Annotated in this window: 20 protein-coding genes; 13 read left to right on the top strand and 7 right to left on the bottom strand. The window is 68.4% G+C overall.

Annotated elements, in window-relative coordinates:
- Nucleotides 1–131: 131 nt before the first annotated feature.
- A complete protein-coding gene (gene radA, locus M1L36_RS11365) occupies nt 132–1,166 on the top strand; it encodes a DNA repair and recombination protein RadA (RefSeq protein ID WP_250873848.1) in 1,035 nt (344 codons plus the stop codon).
- A gap of 147 nt (nt 1,167–1,313) precedes the next feature.
- Here radA and M1L36_RS11360 read toward each other — a convergent pair whose 3' ends face one another.
- Nucleotides 1,314–1,733, bottom strand: coding sequence for an iron-sulfur cluster assembly scaffold protein (locus M1L36_RS11360; RefSeq protein ID WP_250873847.1), 420 nt, complete (start codon nt 1,731–1,733; stop codon nt 1,314–1,316).
- Between the two features lie 176 nt (nt 1,734–1,909).
- On the opposite strand from M1L36_RS11360, the gene M1L36_RS11355 reads away from it, so the two are divergent.
- Entirely contained in the window at nt 1,910–3,481 is a 1,572-nt protein-coding gene (locus M1L36_RS11355) for an LVIVD repeat-containing protein (RefSeq protein WP_250873846.1), read from the top strand.
- A 25-nt stretch (nt 3,482–3,506) separates the two neighbouring features.
- Here the strand turns inward: M1L36_RS11355 and M1L36_RS11350 are convergent, their stop codons facing one another.
- From M1L36_RS11350 to M1L36_RS11335, 4 genes are all read right to left on the bottom strand, one after another.
- Nucleotides 3,507–3,821 carry a hypothetical protein gene (locus M1L36_RS11350; protein ID WP_250873845.1) on the bottom strand — a complete coding sequence of 105 codons (315 nt, stop codon included), beginning with the start codon at nt 3,819–3,821 and terminating at the stop codon, nt 3,507–3,509.
- Nucleotides 3,822–4,081: 260 nt separating this feature from the next.
- Complete coding sequence (locus tag M1L36_RS11345) at nt 4,082–5,359, bottom strand: aminotransferase class V-fold PLP-dependent enzyme (protein ID WP_250873844.1); 1,278 nt, start codon at nt 5,357–5,359, stop codon at nt 4,082–4,084.
- A gap of 195 nt (nt 5,360–5,554) precedes the next feature.
- The gene (locus M1L36_RS11340; protein ID WP_250873843.1) at nt 5,555–5,851 is read right to left on the bottom strand and encodes a DUF424 domain-containing protein; all 297 of its coding nucleotides are present in this window, start codon (nt 5,849–5,851) and stop codon (nt 5,555–5,557) included.
- Nucleotides 5,852–6,616: a tetratricopeptide repeat protein gene (locus M1L36_RS11335; protein WP_250873842.1), complete on the bottom strand. Its 765-nt coding sequence runs from the start codon at nt 6,614–6,616 to the stop codon at nt 5,852–5,854. It lies immediately after the preceding gene.
- Nucleotides 6,617–6,674: 58 nt separating this feature from the next.
- On the opposite strand from M1L36_RS11335, the gene thpR reads away from it, so the two are divergent.
- The 10 genes from thpR to M1L36_RS11285 all read left to right on the top strand — a co-directional run bounded on the left by thpR (nt 6,675) and on the right by M1L36_RS11285 (nt 15,625).
- Nucleotides 6,675–7,232 carry an RNA 2',3'-cyclic phosphodiesterase gene (thpR, locus tag M1L36_RS11330; RefSeq protein WP_250873841.1) on the top strand — a complete coding sequence of 186 codons (558 nt, stop codon included), beginning with the start codon at nt 6,675–6,677 and terminating at the stop codon, nt 7,230–7,232.
- A 96-nt stretch (nt 7,233–7,328) separates the two neighbouring features.
- Nucleotides 7,329–8,177 (top strand): ZIP family metal transporter, encoded by an 849-nt coding sequence (locus M1L36_RS11325; RefSeq protein ID WP_250873840.1) that lies wholly within the window; start codon nt 7,329–7,331, stop codon nt 8,175–8,177.
- A 67-nt stretch (nt 8,178–8,244) separates the two neighbouring features.
- Nucleotides 8,245–9,444: a serine hydrolase domain-containing protein gene (locus tag M1L36_RS11320; protein WP_250873839.1), complete on the top strand. Its 1,200-nt coding sequence runs from the start codon at nt 8,245–8,247 to the stop codon at nt 9,442–9,444.
- Nucleotides 9,445–9,531: 87 nt separating this feature from the next.
- Nucleotides 9,532–9,684: a 50S ribosomal protein L39e gene (locus tag M1L36_RS11315; protein ID WP_250873838.1), complete on the top strand. Its 153-nt coding sequence runs from the start codon at nt 9,532–9,534 to the stop codon at nt 9,682–9,684.
- Entirely contained in the window at nt 9,681–9,956 is a 276-nt protein-coding gene (locus M1L36_RS11310; RefSeq protein WP_250873837.1) for a 50S ribosomal protein L31e, read from the top strand. Before M1L36_RS11315 ends, M1L36_RS11310 begins: the two co-directional genes overlap by 4 nt.
- A 2-nt stretch (nt 9,957–9,958) precedes the next feature.
- Nucleotides 9,959–10,624 carry a translation initiation factor IF-6 gene (locus tag M1L36_RS11305; RefSeq protein ID WP_250873836.1) on the top strand — a complete coding sequence of 222 codons (666 nt, stop codon included), beginning with the start codon at nt 9,959–9,961 and terminating at the stop codon, nt 10,622–10,624.
- A 67-nt stretch (nt 10,625–10,691) separates the two neighbouring features.
- Nucleotides 10,692–10,865 (top strand): 50S ribosomal protein L18Ae, encoded by a 174-nt coding sequence (rpl18a, locus tag M1L36_RS11300; RefSeq protein WP_250873835.1) that lies wholly within the window; start codon nt 10,692–10,694, stop codon nt 10,863–10,865.
- Nucleotides 10,862–11,329 carry a prefoldin subunit alpha gene (gene pfdA / locus M1L36_RS11295; RefSeq protein WP_250873834.1) on the top strand — a complete coding sequence of 156 codons (468 nt, stop codon included), beginning with the start codon at nt 10,862–10,864 and terminating at the stop codon, nt 11,327–11,329. Before rpl18a ends, pfdA begins: the two co-directional genes overlap by 4 nt.
- A 3-nt stretch (nt 11,330–11,332) precedes the next feature.
- The gene (gene ftsY / locus M1L36_RS11290) at nt 11,333–12,631 is read left to right on the top strand and encodes a signal recognition particle-docking protein FtsY (RefSeq protein ID WP_250873833.1); all 1,299 of its coding nucleotides are present in this window, start codon (nt 11,333–11,335) and stop codon (nt 12,629–12,631) included.
- A 213-nt stretch (nt 12,632–12,844) separates the two neighbouring features.
- Nucleotides 12,845–15,625 carry a lamin tail domain-containing protein gene (locus M1L36_RS11285; protein WP_250873832.1) on the top strand — a complete coding sequence of 927 codons (2,781 nt, stop codon included), beginning with the start codon at nt 12,845–12,847 and terminating at the stop codon, nt 15,623–15,625.
- Nucleotides 15,626–15,657: 32 nt separating this feature from the next.
- Here M1L36_RS11285 and M1L36_RS11280 read toward each other — a convergent pair whose 3' ends face one another.
- On the bottom strand, nt 15,658–16,059 hold the full coding sequence (locus tag M1L36_RS11280; RefSeq protein WP_250873831.1) for a hypothetical protein: 402 nt from the start codon (nt 16,057–16,059) through the stop codon (nt 15,658–15,660).
- Nucleotides 16,059–16,517, bottom strand: coding sequence for a DUF6069 family protein (locus M1L36_RS11275; RefSeq protein ID WP_250873830.1), 459 nt, complete (start codon nt 16,515–16,517; stop codon nt 16,059–16,061). The genes M1L36_RS11280 and M1L36_RS11275 overlap by 1 nt, the downstream gene beginning before the upstream one ends.
- A gap of 161 nt (nt 16,518–16,678) precedes the next feature.
- Here M1L36_RS11275 and M1L36_RS11270 point away from each other — a divergent pair.
- The coding region (locus M1L36_RS11270) for a hypothetical protein (protein ID WP_250873829.1) at nt 16,679–16,959 on the top strand (281 nt) is incomplete at its 3' end.

The following is a 16,959-nucleotide window of genomic DNA, read 5'->3' as shown; positions in this document are numbered from 1 at the left end:
AGGAGTCGACTGCACTCGCTTCCCTGATACACTCTCGGAGACGTGGGAAATCACACACGCGCAGTCTGGCGGTTTCACTTTCAGTGTGCTGTTAACGAGGGTTTATACCCGGAGGAGCGCAAGCCACGTCCATGGCAGGACCAGCAGACCTCGAGAACCTCCCCGGCGTGGGTCCGGCGACCGCAGAGAAGCTCAAGGAGAACGGCTACGAGTCCTATCAGGGCATCGCCGTCGCCTCCCCCGCCGAACTGTCGAACACCGCCGACGTGGGCGAGTCGACCGCTCACGACATCATCCAGGCCGCCCGTGAAGCCGCCGACATCGGCGGGTTCGAGACCGGTTCGCAGGTGCTCCAGCGCCGCGAACGCATCGGCAAGCTCGAGTGGCTCATCCCGGAGGTCGACGAGATGCTCGGCGGGGGCGTCGAGACCCAGTCCATCACCGAGGTGTACGGCGAGTTCGGGGCCGGCAAGTCCCAGATCACCCACCAGCTCTCGGTGAACGTCCAGCTCCCGCCCGAACAGGGTGGGCTCGGCGGCAGCGTCATCTTCATCGACTCCGAGGACACGTTCCGTCCCGAGCGTATCGAGGAGATGCTGTTCGGTCTCGAAGACGACGTGCTCCAGGCCGCGATGGACCAGCGCGAAATCGAAGGCTCCATCGACGACGAAGAGGCACGCGACGAACTGCTCCAGTCGTTCCTCGACAAGATTCACGTCGCGAAGGCGTTCAACTCCAACCACCAGATCCTCCTGGCCGAGAAAGCCCAGGAGATCGCCAGCGAGTACGAGGACAGCGAGTTCCCCGTCCGACTGCTCTGTGTCGACTCGCTGACCGCTCACTTCCGTGCGGAGTACGTCGGTCGTGGCGAACTCGCGAACCGTCAGCAGAAGCTCAACAAACACCTCCACGACCTCGACCGCGTCGGCAACCTCTACAACGCCGCGGTCGTCGTCACGAACCAGGTCCAGTCGAACCCCGACGCGTTCTTCGGCGACCCCACGAAGCCCATCGGTGGGAACATCCTGGGCCACAAGTCGACGTTCCGGATGTACCTCCGGAAGTCGAAGGGCAACAAACGCATCGTCAAACTCGTCGACGCGCCGAACCTCCCCGACGGCGAGGCCGTCATGCGCGTCACCGGCGAGGGTCTGAAGCCCGAATAGCGCGCCGAACGACCCGCTTCATGCTCGCGGGTTCGTCCCCGCCCGTTTCCTGTTTCGTGCTCGTCGCCGAGTGTCGACCACTCGGGTCGTCGTCTCTCCCGTAGCCGTCGCTCCCGGTCCGAGAACCACCGCGAGAGAACTGCCCGACTACTCCTCGGTCTTCGTCCGGTCGATCTCGAGTTCGCCGGTGTGTATCTTCGCGCCGTCCTGAGCGACCTTCTCGGCGAGGACGGCACACTTGATGCGCATCGGCGAGATGTCGACGCCCAGCATGTCGACGATATCGTCGCGGTCCATCGCGTCGAGTTCAGAGAGCGTCAGCCCCGGTAACTCCTGGGTGAGGAGGCTCGCGCTGGCCTGCGAGATGGCACAGCCGTCACCGGAGAACGCGACCCGTTCGATGGTCTCGCCGTCGTCGGCGAGGCGCACGTCCACCTTGATGGTGTCCCCACACGTCGGGTTCTCGCCGACGTGGGAGAACGTCGCGTCCTCGAGTTCGCCGTAGTTCCGCGGGTTCTTGTAGTGGTCCAGTATCTGCTGCCGATACATGTCCGAGCCGAGTCCCATCGTTGGCGACGTTACGAGAGTCCGGGGGAAAACGGTTCCGGGCGGTCGCTCAGAGCCACCTTTCACTCACGGGTGGAGTTATTAGTTATCAGTAGTGACTGTACGAAGGAATGATGGCTCCTCCACGTTCGTTCGACCGACCGCACGACCACGACCACCCGGCCGAGGTGCGGTGAATGCGTCGCAGAGCGCTCTTGACCGCTGTCGGGTCGCTGGCCGCCGTCGGCACCGCCGGTGGCGCAGTCTCCGGCCGCGTGGCGGCCCGCTCGCAGGGCGACGCGTTCGGTCCGACCGGCACGCTCGCGATTCCGGGAACCCAGGACACCGCCGTCGCCGACGACGGCGAGACGGTGTTCGTCGCGACCGGCGACGGGTTCGCCGTCGCGGACGTCTCGGACCTCGCGTCGCCGGAACTGCTCGCGGAGCGCCGCTCCATCCGTGCGGACCACGAGGACGGTCCGCTGTCGGGTATCTGGGACGTCGAGTGCTCGGGGTCGAACGTGCTCGTCGCCGGGCCGGCCGGTCCCAGTCAGACCGACCTCCAGGGGGCGGCGCTGTTCGACGTCTCCACGCCTGACGACCCCGAACTCGTCTCGTTCTACGAGGCCGACCACGGCGTCCACAACGTCGCTCTCGACGGGACGACGGCGTACCTCACCGGCAGCGGCCGCCACGACGAACCGGTCGTCGTCGTCGAGATGGACGACGGCGGCGAGGCGAAGAAGGTGACCGACTGGTCGCCCGTCGACGCCGCCGACCGCCTGTCGATGTTGGACTCGAACCTCCGGAACTGCCACGACCTGACGGTCGACGGCGAGCGACTGTACGCCTCCTACTGGGAGACCGGGACGTGGGTGCTCGACGTGAGCGACCCCGCCACCCCGTCGACCATCGCGCGTATCGGTGGCCGGCCGCTGGAGGAACTCCGCAACCTCCCGCGGTCGGAGACTCGTCGAGCCCTGTTGAACCCGCCCGGCAACGCCCACAACGCCGCGTTGAACGACGACGGCCTGCTCGCCGTCAGTCACGAGGCGTTCGGCGAGGGCGTCGAGGGGATGGGCGGCGTGACGCTGTGGGACGTCTCTGACCTCGAATCCGGTCTCGTCGAGGGCGAGGAGGCGGTCCCGACCCTCGACACCGCCCGCCGACGAGCCATCCTCGCGCCCTCGGCTCCGGACGCCGAGAGCGGGAAGACGCTCACCACGGCCCACAACTGCGCGTTCCGCGGCGACCGCCTGTACACCTCGTGGTATCTCGACGGCGTCCGGGCGTACGACGTCGCCGACCCCGCCAGTCCCGGGTTGCTCGCGGGGTGGGCCGACCCGTCCGAGGCGAACTTCTTCGACGCGGTCCCGGTCGCGGGCGGGTTCGTCGCTCCGAACCTCGGCGTCGCCGAGGAGCGCGGCGAACCCCCACAGAACGCGGGGCTGTACACGTTCACGGACCCGCCCGCCGACGCCGACACGTCGCCGGCGGCGACGCGGACGCCGGTCGCCGTCGACGCTTCGGTGACGACGACCGCCCCGACGACCGAGGAGACGCCCGCGACGAGCACCTCCGTCTCGACGCAGGCGGGGACCGACACGCCGCGACCGTCCACGGCGGCGGCCACCTCGAACACGACGGCGACGACCGCGACCGACGGGACGACCGGCGGGAGCGGCCCCGGGTTCGGCGCGTTCACGGCGCTCGCGGGCGGTGCGCTGGCGACGTGGCGACTGCTCGGGGGTGAGCGCTCGGAGGAGTGAGTTCGGCAGCGAGTCGGTCGCGCGGTCAGTCGGCGCTGGCGGCGTGTGCGTCCGACCCGGCGGCGTGTGTTCGGCCGGCGGCCCCGGAGTGGTCGTCGTTGAAACGGTGTGGCGAACGGAGGTAGGCGATGAGGCTCCACATGACGCCCGTCAGGAGCGACCCGGCGGCCGAGAGCTCCATACCGAGCGTGAAGAACGTCGTCCCGTAGACGAGGCCGATGGTCGCGGAGGGGAGGGTTGTCCCGAGCGGGACGCTGGCCATCGAGTCGCGGAGCGTCGGAACCAACACGACCAGCGAGAAGACGCTCCCCGCGAGGAACACCACGTCCTGCCACATCATCGTCGAACCTGTGCTACTGCTGTTCGGTTGGCGCGTAGTACAACGGTCACAACAGCGGTAGCCGAGAGCCGAGTTTAAGATTTACTACTTATCGAGTAAATACGTTCATGAGCGTTCGATTTGTGAGCGTGACGCACACGAGGCGGCGAGCCGTGGCATCGACGACCAGGGTGTCGTCCAGAAGTCGTCGTGCGCTCTCCGGGGTCGGAGTGTGGACGGGTGAAGCTACGTCTGGTGGGGGACGCCCCGGTTCGGGGCGACTACGCGAACAGCCGTCGGGCGTCGTCGACGGCGTCGACGAGCACGTCGACCTCCTCGCGGGTGTTGTAGAGGTAGAACGACGCCCGGACGGAGGCGGGGACGCCCATCTTCTGGTGGAGCGGCTGGGTGCAGTGGTCGCCGGCGCGGATGGCGACGCCGTGGTCGTTGACTATCGAGGAGAGGTCGTGAGCGTGGACGCCGTCGAGGTTGAACGCGACCAGTCCCCCGCGGTCGTCGCCCGGCGGGCCGTACACCTCGACGTCGTCGAACTCGGTCAGGCGGTCGTAGGCGTACGCCGTGAGCATTCGTTCGTGGGTCTCGATGCGTTCGAGGCCGACCTCGTCGAGGTAGTCACACGCTTCGGCGAGCGCGATGCCACCGGCGATGTTCGGCGTGCCGGCCTCGAACTTCCAAGGGAGGTCCTCCCACGTCGAGTCCTCGTAGGTGACCTTGCGGATCATGTCGCCGCCGTAGAGGTACGGCTGCATCTCCTCCAGGATGTGCTCGCGGCCGTACAGCGCGCCGATGCCCGTAGGCCCGCACATCTTGTGGCCCGAGAACGCGAGGAAGTCCGCCCCCAGGTCGTCGACGTCGACGGGTCGGTTCGGGACCGACTGGGCGGCGTCGACGAACACGTAGGCGTCGTGGTCGTGGGCGAGGTCCGCGAGGTCGGCGATGGGGTTGACCGTCCCGAGCGTGTTCGAGACGTGGACGACGCTGACCATCTTCGTGTCGTCGGTGACCATCTCGGCGGCAGCGTCCATGTCGAGGTAGCCCTGTTCGTCGACGGGGATGTACTTGACCTCCGCGCCGGTGCGCTTACAGAGCTGTTGCCACGTCACCAGCGAGGCGTGGTGTTCCATCTCCGTGAGCACCACCTCGTCGCCGGGACCGAGTTCTGCGAGGCCCCACGCGTAGGCCACGAGGTTCATCCCCTCGGTGGTACCCGGCGTGAAGACGATCTCCTCGCGCCCGTTCGCGCCGACGAACTCCGCGACCCGGTCGTGGGCCTCCTCGTAGGCGACGCTGGCCTCCTGACTCAGGCTGTGGATACCCCGGTGGACGTTCGCGTTGTACGAGCGGTAGTAGTCGGCGATGGTGTCGACGACGCGGTCGGGTGTCTGGCTCGTCGCGGCGTTGTCCAGGTAGACCAGCGGCGTCTCGTCGCCCGGTCCCTCGCCGGGCGTCGTCACGTCACCGCCGACACGGCGCGAGAGGATGGGGAACTCGTCGCGGATACGCTCGACGTCGAGCGGGGTCGTGTCCTGTGTACTCATTGGCTATCCGTCGGTGCTCGTGGGGTAACACACCTTCGGTTAGCGTGGTTCGGAGCGAACGGAGTGAGCGAGAACTACCGGCGAACGGCGAGTGAGACGAGCCGTGAACGGACGATGGGAACGAGTGGGGAGCGTCACGACGCACGAGCCGCGCAGCTACCCGGCGTGTGAGGGGACGGGAGGACGGTCGGCCCGTTACAGCCGCAGGAGCTGTGCGTGGCGGGTCTCGCCGAGGTCGAGGACGGTCGACTCGTCGACGAACCCGTGTTCGACGGCGACCTCGACGGCTTCGCGTCCGACGATGTTGGCGACGGCAGCACGCGCGAGCGCGCCGGCGACGGCCTCCTCGTCGGCCTCGGCGGCGTCCTCGGCGTAGAACTCCTCCTCGACGGTGAGCGAGAACTCCCCGGCCTCGAACGTCTCGCCGAGCACGTCGCGGTCACACACCGAGACGAGCAACCCTTCGTTGGTTTCGCGTTCTGTCAGCAGCATCTACTCTACCAGTCGCTGTTCGGCGCGCTTCCGTATCTCTTCTGCTTCCTCGGCGATGCGCTCGGCTTCCTCCTCCTCGCCCAACTGTTCGAGGGCGGCGGCCTTCTCCTCGAGCACTTCGGGGTTGTTGAAGCCGAGGCGGATGGCGTTGTCCAGGCAGTTCACCGCGTCCTGGTTGAGGCCGCGTTCGGCGAGGAAGAACCCGCGGTTGTACCACGCCTGGCCGAATCGGGGGTCGACCTCGACGGCGCGTTCGGCGTGTTCGAGCGCCTGTTCGGTGCGTCCGGCCTCCCACAGCGCGTACGCGAGGTTCGTCTCGGCGGTGGCGGCGTGCTCGGAGTCGTCGTCGATGTGCAGCGCCTCGCGGTACGCGCCGATGGCCTCGTCGTACTCCTCCAGTTCGGCGTGGGCCGCGCCCTTGTTCACCCACGCCTCCTGGGCGGTGCCGTCGTCGTCGGTGAGGCGAGCGGCGCGTTCGAGCGTCTCGGTCGCCTGCTCGTAGCGGTTGATCTGGATGTACTCCAGGCCGACGTCGACCAGTTGGTCGGCGTCGACGGCGTCGCTGGGTACCTGCCGTTCGTCGAGCATGTCCGTCAGCGCCCGGGAGTCCACCGGGTCGACCTTCGAGAGGTCGACGTCGAGTTCCGGCGGGTCGAGGTCGAACCCCTCGTAGGGGTCCTCGAACCCCTGCCCTTCGGAGAACCGGTGGGGGCGGCGCTCGCCGTCTCCCGCGTCGCGGTCGTCGCGGTCCGAACCGTCGGTCATGGCCGGGTTTGGCGACTGGCAGGGTTAAGGGCTACGCACCCGAACCTCCGGGTTACTCATGCGCGCGTTCGTCAGCGTCGACTGTTCGGCGGCGAGCGAGGCGATTCGACGCGCCCAGGAGCCGTTTCGGGGACTCGACGGACTTCGACTCACCGACCCCGCCCAGGCCCACGTCACGCTCCAGTTCCTCGGCGACGTGCCCGACGAGGACGCCGAACTCGACACGCTCGTCACCGCGCTCGACGGGGCCGTCGCGTCGAGCGGCGTCGACCCGTTCGACTGCACGCTCGGGGGCTACGGGACGTTCCCCGGGGGAGACTACATCGCGGTCGTCTGGCTGGGTGTCGAGGACGGCGCGGCGGAGCTCACGCGACTCGCGACCGCCGTCGAGCGTGCGACGACCGACCTGGGGTTCGACCCCGACGACCACGCGTTCACCCCGCACGTGACGCTCGCGCGGATGGACCACGCCGCCGAGAAAGAGCGCGTCCAGCGAGCGGTCGCCGGAACAGACACCGGAACCACGGCGCTGCACGTCGACGCGGTCCAGCTCACCGAGAGCACGCTCACGAACGAAGGGGCGCGGTACGAGTCGGTCGCCACGTTCTCGCTCTGAGAGCAGTGGACCGATTCGCCACCGCCCGTGGTTTAGGCCCGCCAAAACTTATCGCGTTTCTGATACGTTTATGGTCGCTCGACGCCTACCGCGTCCGTGGTCGAACTGGCCTATCTCGCGTTCGTCTTCCTCGCCGGGTTGGTCACCGCGCTGGCGACGGGTGTCGGGGCGCTCCCCTTTTTCGTCGTCGACTCGGTGTCCGACCGGTGGAACGTCGTGCTGTGGGGGTTGGCGTCGGGAATCATGGTCGCCGCCTCGCTGTTCGGTCTCGTCGGCGAGGGGTTGGCGGCGGCCGAACCGTGGACGCTCCCCGTCGACCTCGGTCTGTCGCCGACCGCCCGGACGTGGCTCCCGCTCGTCGTCGGCCTGCTCGCCGGCGTCCTGCTGGTCGTCCTCGCCCACGACGTCATCGAGGGGGCCGAGGTCGACCCCAAACAGTACGAGGAGGCCGACTACCGCAAACTGCTGCTCATCCTCGGCGTGTTGACGGTCCACTCGTTCCCCGAGGGCGTCGCCATCGGCGTCTCGTTCGCCGAACTGGGACTGGGGAACGGCGGGATACCGGTGGTGGGCGTCACCGTCCCGTTGCTCGCGGTGTTCATGACCGTCGCCATCTCCATCCACAACGTCCCCGAAGGGCTGGCTATCTCCATCCCGCTCCAGGCGATGGGCGTCTCGCGCTGGCGGATGGTGTGGTGGGCCGTCTTCTCCAGTCTCCCACAGCCCATCGGTGCGGTCGTCGCGTTCTACTTCGTCCGTATCGCCCGGGAGTTCCTCCCGGTCGGCTTCGGGTTCGCGGCGGGCGCGATGATCTACCTCGTGCTCTCGGAGTTCATCCCCGAGGCGCTGGACGTCGGCGAGGGGTTGCCCTCGCGGGGCTACCCCGAACTCGCCGCGGGCGTGACGGCGGGCGTGTTGTTGATGGTGCCGTTGACGCTGGTGTGAGCGATGTGGCGGTGGGCGTGGGGCACCACTCCCGTAACGATATGTCGACCGCGACGAACTACCGCGCATGGTCACCCGGACAGCCCCCATCCGTGGCACCGTCGCCGACGGGTTCGAACCGGTCCTCGCCGCGTTCCGCGAGAACGTCGCCCGACGCGGCGAACTCGGCGCGGCCTGCGCCGTCTACCACCGTGGCGAGTGCGTCGTCGACCTCTGGGGCGGCTACCGGGACGCCGACCGAACCGAGCCGTGGGCCGCGGACACGCTCGTGCTCGTCTTCTCGACGACCAAGGGCGTCGCCGCGACGACGATGGCCCACGCCCACGCGCAGGGGCTGTTCGACTACGACGACCGGGTGGCCGACCACTGGCCGTCGTTCGGCGTCGCCGGGAAGCGAGAGGTTACCGTCCGTCAACTGCTCGCCCACCGGGCCGGCGTCGCCGCCATCGACGAGACGCTGACGCCCGAGCGCATCGCCGACCGGGAGAACCTGACGACGCTCCTCGCCGGGAAACGCCCGGACTGGCCGCCGGGCGAGCGTCACGGCTACCACGCCTGGTCGCTCGGCTGGTACGAGAGCGAACTGCTCCAGCGGACGGACCCCGAGGGACGGACGCTCGGTCGGTACTTCGCCGAGGAACTCGCCGCGCCGCTCGACGTCGAGTTCTACGTCGGGCTCCCCGACGACGTGGCCGAAGAGCGTGTCGCCGCCATCGAGGGGTTCGGTCTCACCGACCTCCTGACGAGCGTCGACACGTTCCCGCCTCGTCTGCTGCTCGCGCTGGCGAACCCACGGTCGCTGTCGAGTCGGGCGCTCAGTCCGTTCGCGATGTCCTCGCCGGCGGAGTTGAACGACCCCGCGTACCGCTCGCTGGAGGTTCCCGCGGGGACCGGCGTCGGACGGGTTCGGGACGTCGCCCGCCTCTACGGCCTGCTGGCGAGCGACCCCGCATCGGTCGGACTGGACGAGGAGACGGTGGCCGAACTCCGGCGGCCCGCCCGGCCACCGTCCGGTGGCGCTCGCGACGTGGTCCTGAAGACCGACACCGCCTACACCGCGGGGTTCTGGAAGCCTACCGAGGGGTTCGCGTTCGGGAGTCCAGCGGCGTTCGGCGCGCCGGGAGCGGGCGGGTCGTTCGCGTTCGCCGACCCCGCACGTGCCCTCGGCTTCGCCTACGCGCCCAACCGGATGGGGACACACCTCTGGGACGACCCACGTGAGCGGGCGCTCCGCGACGCGGTGGACGACTGTCTGGCGGCGTTGTGAGGTCCCGAACCACCGTACGCGAGACCGTCACGGTCTGCCGGACAAAGGAACAACCATTTATGCTCGCCGGCGGAACTCCCTGCCAGTATGAGCAAGAAGTCCAAGGCCAAGAAGAAGCGCTTGGCCAAGCTGGAGCGCCAGAACAGTCGCGTGCCGGCGTGGGTCATCATGAAGACCGACCGCGACACGATGCGAAACCCGAAGCGCCGCAACTGGCGGCGGAGTGACACGGACGAATGAGCGCCAACGACTTCGAGGAGCGCGTCGTCACCGTCCCGCTCCGTGACGTCAAGGCCGAACCGAAACACAAGCGCGCCGACAAGGCGATGACGCTCGTCCGTGAGCACCTCGCCAAGCAGTTCGCCGTCGAGACGGGCGAGGTCCGCCTCGACAGCTCGGTCAACGAGGCCGTCTGGAAACGCGGTCGGAAGAACCCGCCGAGCAAACTGCGCGTTCGTGCGGCCCGCTTCGAAGAGGACGGCGAGCGCGTCGTCGAAGTCGAGACGGCGTAGGCGTGCTTCGCGCGGCACTCTTCGGGTCCTCGTACGTCGGCGTCTTCGCGTGTGCGACCGACGACTGCCTACTGGTGAGACCGGACGCCGACGACGACCTCGTCGCGTCGTTCGCCGAGGAACTCGACGTCACACCCGTCGAGACGACCATCGGTGGCTCCTCGACCGTCGGCGCACTCGCCGTCGGCAACGAGAACGCCCTGCTCGTCAGCGGCCGCATCGAGGACTACGAACGCGAGCGCATCGAGGACGCCACGGACGTCCCCGTCGAGACGTTCCCGGGGCGCATCAACGCCGCGGGCAACGTCGTGCTCGCGAACGACTACGGCGCGTACGTCCACCCCGACCTCTCGCGAGAGGCCGTGATGGCCGTCAAGGACGCGCTCGACGTCCCCGTCGAGCGTGGCGAGATCGCCACCGTCCGGACCGACGGGACGGCCGCCGTCGCGACGAACGACGGCGTGCTCTGTCACCCGAAGGCGACCGACGGCGAACTCGACTACCTCGAAGACCACCTCGACGTCCCCGCCGACATCGGCACCATCAACTACGGTGCGCCGCTGGTCGGGTCGGGACTCGTCGCGAACACGACCGGCTACGTCTGCGGTCAGGAGACGACCGGGCCGGAACTCGGGCGCATCGAGGACGCGCTCGGCTTCATCGACTGAGCGAGCCTCCCGGGGTACTGACCCCGGAACAGGAACTTTCTTCCCGCTCGCCACCGCATCGTGGCGTATGAGTCAGTTTACTGTGAGCGGCCGGTTCCAGGGCCGCGACGGATGGGAGGAGTTCTCCAAGACCATCGACGCGGTCAACGAGTCGGTCGCCCGCGAGCACACGCTCGCCGACTTCGGTTCGAAACACGGCCTGAAGCGCACCCAGGTCGAGATCAGCGAGATCGAAGCATGAGTCTGGGTGGTGGCGGCGGCGGTCAGATGCAGGAGCTTCAGCAGCAGATGCAGGCTATCGAGCAGGAGATCGAGTCCCTCGAAGAGGAGATCTCGGAGTTCGAGACCGAGAAGGGCGAGGCCGACGAGGCCATCGAGGCCGTCGAGCGTCTCGACTCCGGCGACACCGTGCAGGTGCCGCTGGGCGGCGGCGCGTACGTCCGCGCCGAGGTCGCCGACATCGACGAGATCGTCGTCGAACTGGGCGGTGGCTACGCCGCCGAGCGCGACCAGAACGGGGCCGTCGAGAGCCTCAACCGCCGGAAGGACCTGCTCGACGAGCGTATCGCGGGCGTCCAGGAGGATATCGCCGAACTCGAAGCCGAGAGCGACCAGCTCGAACAGCAGGCCCAGCAGATGCAACAACAGCAGATGCAACAGCTCCAGCAGCAGATGCAGCAGCAAGACGACGGCGACGACGAGTAAGCGATGTTCGACGGACTGAAGGAGAAGCTCGGCCGGTTCCGCAAGGACGCCGAGGAAGCCGCCGAGGAGGCGGCCGAGGAGGAAGCGCAGGCAGCCGACGCCGAGGCGGACGCGGCAGCCGACGCCGAGGCGGACGCGGCAGCCGACGCCGACGCCCCTGCCGAGGCAGACACGTCGCCGGAGCCGGACGCGCCGTCCGAACCCGGCGGTGCGACCTCGGGGACGGAGGCCGTCACCGAGGCGGACCCCAGCCCCGAGTCCGACTCCGAACCCGTCGGTGAGGAGTCGGTCGACACCGCAGCGACGGTCGACGCACACGCCGACACCGACCAGTCCGTCAGCGAGACGTCGGAGTCGGCCCCGGCGCGGCCGGGTGAGACCTCCCGGTCGACCGAGGAGGAGCGCGACGACTTCAAGGCCGGCTTCGGTCAGCGTGCGAAGGCGTTCGCGACGGGTGGCGTCATCATCCGGCCCGAACACCTCGACGAACCGCTCGAACAGCTGGAGCTGGCGCTGCTCTCTTCGGACGTGGAGATGAGCGTCGCCCAGCAGATTCTCGAGACCATCCGCGAGGAGGTCGAGGGGACGACCCGCGCCCAGGTCCAGTCGACCGGGCAGGTCGTCGAGTCCGCGTTGCGCGAGGCGCTCGTCGACGTCATCAGCGTCGGCCAGTTCGACTTCGAACGGCGCGTCGAGCAGGCCGACAAGCCGATGGTCATCATCTTCACCGGCGTCAACGGCGTCGGGAAGACGACGAGCATCGCCAAACTGTCGGAGTGGTTCGAACAGCGTGGCGTCTCCTCGGTGCTCGCCAACGGCGACACCTACCGCGCGGGGGCGAACGAGCAACTGCGCGAACACGCCGAGGCGCTCGACCGGAAGATCATCACCCACCAGCAGGGTGGGGACCCGGCGGCGGTCATCTACGACGCCGTCGAGTACGCGAAAGCGAACGACGTGGACGTCGTCCTCGGCGACACCGCCGGGCGACTCCACACCTCGAACGACCTGATGAGCCAGTTGGAGAAGATCGACCGCGTCGTCGACCCGGACATGACGGTGTTCGTCGACGAGGCCGTCGCCGGACAGGACGCGACCCAGCGCGCCCGCCAGTTCAACGAGGCAGCGGCCATCGACGGGGCCATCCTCACGAAGGCCGACGCCGACTCGCAGGGTGGCGCGGCCATCTCCATCGCCCACGTGACGGGCAAGCCCATCCTGTTCCTCGGAACGGGCCAGGGGTACGAGGACCTCGAACGGTTCGACCCCGAGCGCATCGTCGCCCGGTTGCTGGGCGAGTAGCGCGGGTCGCCCGACAGACGGGTCGGTGACCCACCACTTCCCGACCACTCGTTCTCGGTTCGAGAGCCACTGCTCCGTCGCGACCCCTCGGCGACGGTCCGGAACGACGCTCGCCACCGGTTCTCAATGCAGTCCTGTGCAACTTTGATTATCTCCGACAGTTCTATAGAAGAAATACGAAGCATTATGTAACAAACACGCTGGTGGTGTGGTGTGCAACGACGCACGTTCCTTTCGACGGTCGCGGGGACAGCACTCGGGAGCAAACTCGTGGGGACCGACGCGGTGGGGCGCGTCGAGGCGGCGACGACCGTTCCGCCGCTGGTGTTCGACTCGACGGCGAGCCTGCTCGACGCCTCGGGGGGCACGCTGACAGACGACACCGTCGCGGTGTGGGCGGAGTCGACGGCGACGAACACGGACGCGGACGGCAACGGGGACGCCGTCTCGTACCCGAGTTCGACGGACATACCGCTGGTCGCGGTCGACGGCGGGGTCGTCGGCATCGGGTGTCCGCTCGTCGCGGGCGGCACCGACTGGCAGTCCGGCAACGAGGAGTTCCTGCTCAACGTCTGGGACGACCTGCTGGGCGGGTCGGGGACGGTGTACTGGGACTCGGGTCACGGTCAGTACTACGACCTCTCGCAGGTCGCGAAGTTCGAGGACTACGCGGAGTCCAACGGCTACCTCGTGAAGGGGACCTCGGACCTCGTCGGTAACCTGTCGGACGCCGACGCCGCGGTCGTCACCTCGCCGAGTACGGCGTTCACGGGGAGCGAACTCGACGCGCTGTCGAGTTTCGTCGCCGGCGGTGGCGTCCTCTTCCTCCACGACCAGGCCGACTACTCCGACTACGACGAGACGGCCAACGCCAACGCCGTCGCCGACGCCGTCGGCGCTGGCTTCCGGTTCAACGACGACCAGGTGACGGACGCGACGAACAACGCCGGGGCGACCTACCAGCCGACGACGACGAACTTCGACACGTCGTTCGACTACTTCGCGGACCGACCGGGCCTCGAACTCGACAAGTCGAAGACGTACGCCGCGCCCGTCACGGAGGTGCTCGACGGCGACACCGCGAAGGTCGAGATCGACGGCACCGTCGAGTCGGTCCGACTGCTCGGCATCGACACGCCCGAGAAGTCCGCCAACCAGCAGTACGAGCGCACCCAGGAGTGGGAGGGTATCGAGGACCTGACGACGCTCGCCGACTACGGTCAGCAGGCGACCGACTACGCGAAGGCGCGCCTCTCGAACACGACGGTCGACGTCGTGTTCGACCCCGAAGAGCCGACGCGGGACACCTACGGTCGCGTCCTCGCCTATCTCTACTACGACGGCGACGGCTCCGGGTCGCGCGACACGCTGTACAACCGCGAGATCGTCACCGACGGCTACACCCGCGTCTACGACTCCGGCCTCTCCCGGCACGACGAGTTCCGCGCCGAAGAACAGGCCGCCCGCGACGCGGACCTCGGACTCTGGTCGGCGTCCGACCCCTCGGCGTCCAGCGAGATTCGCAACCGCACCGTCGACGACCTGTTCTTCCCCGCGCCCGCGACCGTCCGGACCGATTCGGGCGCTGTCGACACCTCGCGCGTCCCGGTCAGCGCCGAGTCGACCGCGAGTCAGACCGTCTACAGCGGCGGGCAGTCCTACAGCGGCGACCTGCCGCTGGCGGCCCTCGACACCGCCGCGAGCGTGGCGATGGTCGGGTCGCCGTTCGTCGACGAGTCCTACGAGTCCGGGGAGGGCTACGCCGTCGACACCAGCGGCTACGAGAACTTCGTCTTCCTGACGAACCTCCTCGACTCGCTGACCGACCGGACGGGCGACGTCTACGTCGACGGCGGCCACGGGCAGTTCGGCGCGGACTACGCGCTCTCGGTCGAGGACGCCGCCTACTACAAGCGCTACCTCGAAGGCGTCGGTCTGGGCTTCGAACAGGTCAACGACCTCGACACCACGGACCTCTCGGGGGCGCGGGCAGTCCTCGTGACGACCCCGCCCGAGGCGTTCACGCAGGCCGAACTCGACGCGCTCGCGGCGTTCCGCGACGCGGGCGGTGCGGTCGTCCTGCTCGGTAGCGGTGAGGTGTTCTCCGGACCGCGGGACAACCTCAACGCCGTCGCCAGTGCGCTCGGCTCCGACCTCCGACTCAACGCCGACAGCGTCACCGACGCCTCCAGCAACGTGAACGGTGACTCGTCGGTGCCGGTCACGACGGCGTTCGACACCTCGTTCTCGCTGTTCTCGGCGTACAGCGACACGAACGACGGCGGCGGTGACACGGGTGGGTCGGGCGACGGCGTCACCGTCGCGACGGTCAACTACGACGCCGCCGGCAACGACGGGAGCAACCTGAACGACGAGTACGTCGTCCTCGACAACACCGGGACAGCGAGCGCCGACCTCACGGGGTGGACGCTCTCGGACGCCGCGGACCACGTCTACACGTTCCCGACGTTCACGCTCGATGCGGGTGCGACCGTGACGGTCCACACCGGCAGCGGCAGCGACACCGCGACCGACCTCTACTGGGGCAACGGGTCGCCGCTGTGGAACAACGGTGGCGACACGGCGACGCTTTCAGACGCGAGCGGCGCAGTCGTCGACGAGTACACCTACCCCGACGGTGGCGACAGTGGCGGCGACTCCGGAACCGGCGAACTCGCCATCGCCCAGATCCACGAGGACGCCCAGGGCAACGACCGCGACAACATGAACGACGAGTACGTCGTCTTCGAGAACGTCGGCACCGCCGCGCTCGACCTGACGAACTGGCAGGTCGCCGACGCGGTCGGTAAGACCTACACGTTCCCGTCGTTCTCGCTCCCCGAGGGCGCGCAGGTGACGCTCCACACCGGGAGCGGCAGCGACACCGCGACCGACCTCTACTGGTCGGCCAGCGGTCCCGTCTGGAACAACGGCGGCGACACCGTCACCGTCACCGACGACTCGGGGACGACCGTCACCTCGACGACGTACTGAGCCGACTCACTGCCACTTTCTTCGCTGCTCGCTCAGGCCAGCCTCGACTCTCGCAGCAGGTCCGCGAGGACGTGGGCGTAGACGACCACGGCGTTGTAGACGGCGATTGCCGGCGAGAACAGCCAGAACGCGAGTGTCGTCACGCCGCCGATGACGACGTGCGAGAGCAGTCGCTGGAAGTCGATTTCGACGCCCTCGAACACGTCGTCCTGCTCGACGAACGCCCACTTCGGGTTCGTCACGGCGCGGGTGAGGTGCGACCAGTCGCCCTCCTGGAGCCGTGCCCAGGCGAAGTGGTCGAGGTCGATGAACACGCTCACCAGTAGTCCGTAGCCGAACAGTGCGAGCCGCGTCTCGAGCGAGCAATCACGAAGCGACAGGACGCCGACGGCACTGACGACAGCGCCGATAGCGGCGTGTTCGGATGACTCCATCAGTCCCCGCTACTCGCGGTCTCGACTTCAGTGGACGGGGCAGGTGTGCGAACCAGTGGCACCGTCACGCCCACCGCGACGGCGACGTGCATCGCGCCGAGCACGGCGAGCAGTTCCGTCGTCGCTCCCGGTATCGTCGGTCCGACGACCGCCAGCGGGACGAACGACAGTACCAGCACGGCGACCGCGACGCGGACGAACCAGCGTTCGGGACGCGCGGTCGTCCGGGCGAGGACGGTGAACGCGACCGACCCACAGACGCCGGCCAGCGTCGCGACGCCGACGAGCGAGGGCCACGACAGCGGGTCGAATCCGTCGGGGACGCCCAGCAGCGCCCCGGCTACCCCGCGCCCGAGGGCGACGGCGACGATGGCGAACAGGATGGCGGCGACGCCGCGACTCGCCAGGTCTCGACCGCTCGGGACCGACCGCGGTGTCGTGACTGACTGAGAAGCCACGGTGTGTGTATGGCTCACACGGAGATAATCTCGCGTACAGGAAACCGTGGCTGTCCGCCGCGTCGTCCGCGGCCGACCGTGTCGCCGAGTGTGCGGACCGCATCCCCGCCGGATTTTTGTGGTGGTGTCTCGTGGGGGCAGGTATCCGTACCGAGCCAGCCGTGACCGAATCCAGCGTCCTCTACGCCACCCCGGACCCGACGAGCGCCGGCGCAGAGACGGTCGTCTCGACGTTGACGGCCGAACTGGACGACGTCCCGGTCACCCCGGTCGCCACCGTCGAAGGCTGCCGCGCCGAACTCGACGCCGCCGCCGTCGGAGCGGTCGTCGTCACCGGCGCGTTCGACGGGGCCACCGGGACGGCCATCGTTCGCGCGGCCCGCGAGCATCGGCACACGCTGCCGGTGGTGCTGTTCGCCGACGACCCGTCGGCGGGGGGGGG

The sequence above is a fragment of the Halomarina rubra genome, assembly GCF_023699475.1.
In the GTDB taxonomy this organism is placed as follows: Archaea; Halobacteriota; Halobacteria; order Halobacteriales; family Haloarculaceae; genus Halomarina; species Halomarina rubra.
This window is presented reverse-complemented; position numbering and strand designations above follow the sequence as displayed.